This is a genomic window from Thiolapillus sp. (assembly GCF_048562965.1).
Taxonomy (GTDB): Bacteria; Pseudomonadota; Gammaproteobacteria; order Chromatiales; family Chromatiaceae; genus Thiolapillus; species Thiolapillus brandeum_A.
The window spans coordinates 247-1,771 of the sequence record NZ_JBHNMF010000631.1 but is presented as its reverse complement, the minus strand read 5'-3'; the positions used below and the strand labels follow the sequence as shown (position 1 = coordinate 1,771).

Genomic DNA, 1,525 nt, shown 5'->3' with positions numbered 1-1,525 from the left:
GTCGATGCAGACGGGCGCCTGCCCGATGCTTTTCTTGTATTGTGCAACGATGGCCGCAATGGCTGATTTCCCTACACCCCCTTTTCCTTGCAGAATGATGTGTACCTTCGCCATCAGATTAAGTCCTCTTTCCTGGGTGTTGCCTCAAATGTGAAACCCTCCTTCCTGGTGGGTTTTGTGTCCTTTTTCCGGCCGACTGCGGCCTTTGTTGGGTTATCAGGTATCACTTTGGCCGCTTTGGGCACTTCCTCTCTTTTTGCTTCCTTGATGTGCTTACGCACATGCTTCAGGAAGGTTTCGTACCGATACGGGATCTTCCCGGTCTCGTGCAAATGCGCCCAGATGGTTTTCTGGGCGTAGCCTGCCCCGATGGCCGCCTTCACATCCTCGCGGACGCCCATGAAAGCGACAGCGGCCAGGTCTTGCCCTGGCCTTTTCTCCTGCCGCTGCTTCACCCATTCGGCCAGCGCTTCAGTGTACGTTTTCGTCATAGCGTTCGATTCACCGTCTGTCTATCGCTAATGCCGCACTGCAGTGCAATCCATTAAATCGCTGTTACCGCGCTACTACAGCGCCACTGTTGCCCATTATAACCCGGTTTTTGAAAATTCCGCTATATCCGTTGTGTGTGTTGCGCAAAAATACGCAGTTACAGCGGATTTATCGAATATTGTGGTGTACACTTTTCGTGGTGTAATGAACGCCGTAAGGCGGGCAGGATGGGCGAAGTTAGCTAACCGGGCAAGCCGATCACCTATCTTCGCTGTACCTTATTCGCACCGGGGTGCTCAACGGACATCCTGCTCTGCGAGGCCGGCCGGCTGCCGCCGGCTTAAGAAAGGAGGTTCAACCATGAATAAGAGAACGATGGATCCACGTCTGGCACAGCAGTTGGTCAACGCCCAAGTTGAGGTCAACCGGACTGTCCACGCGATGAACATGCTTCACGATCCATCTTTCAGCGATGACTGTGACGTGGACGATGTAGAGCGCCACGCCACCTTCGCCGTGCGCCATCTCCATGAAGTATTGAGCCCCATGTACCAGCGCACTGGCCTTGTCCAGGTGCGGGCTGTTCTGCCTGCGCAAAAGGCATTCATGGTACGTCGCTGGGAACAGACTGCCTCCGCAGTAGGGGAGGTCGGCAATGGGTGATGCCAAGGAGAAAAGAAGACACCACTTGCGTGTCCCTGTTCTCCAGGAAGAGCGGCAAATCATTGAACGCCAGGCGAAGCAGGCCGGCATGAGCGTCGCCCGCTACCTGCGCGAAGTGGGCCAGGGTTATCCAATCAACGGCATCGTCGATGATGAGCAGGTGCGGGAACTGGCCCGCATCAACGGCGACCTGGGCCGCCTTGGCGGACTGCTGAAGCTTTGGCTCACCAATGATGAGCGAACCGCTCAGTTTGGTGAATCCACGATACACGCCGTGCTCGACCGAATCCTTGATACCCAGGATGAAATGAGCAAGGTCATGCTTTCCATCGTAATGCCGCGAGCTGACCATGACAGTTTTAGCGGCTAA

The 1,525-nt window shown here is 55.3% G+C and carries 3 protein-coding genes; 2 read left to right on the top strand and 1 reads right to left on the bottom strand.

Annotated features, from left to right (window positions below; translation table 11 throughout):
* Positions 1–113: 113 nt before the first annotated feature.
* Complete coding sequence (locus ACOCD2_RS18570; protein ID WP_293680949.1) at positions 114–491, bottom strand: TraK family protein; 378 nt, start codon at positions 489–491, stop codon at positions 114–116.
* A gap of 361 nt (positions 492–852) precedes the next feature.
* Between ACOCD2_RS18570 and ACOCD2_RS18565 the strand changes: the two genes are divergently transcribed.
* Positions 853–1,155 (top strand): hypothetical protein, encoded by a 303-nt coding sequence (locus ACOCD2_RS18565; protein ID WP_419583007.1) that lies wholly within the window; start codon positions 853–855, stop codon positions 1,153–1,155.
* Positions 1,148–1,525 (top strand): conjugal transfer transcriptional regulator TraJ, encoded by a 378-nt coding sequence (traJ, locus tag ACOCD2_RS18560; protein WP_293675545.1) that lies wholly within the window; start codon positions 1,148–1,150, stop codon positions 1,523–1,525. The genes ACOCD2_RS18565 and traJ overlap by 8 nt, the downstream gene beginning before the upstream one ends.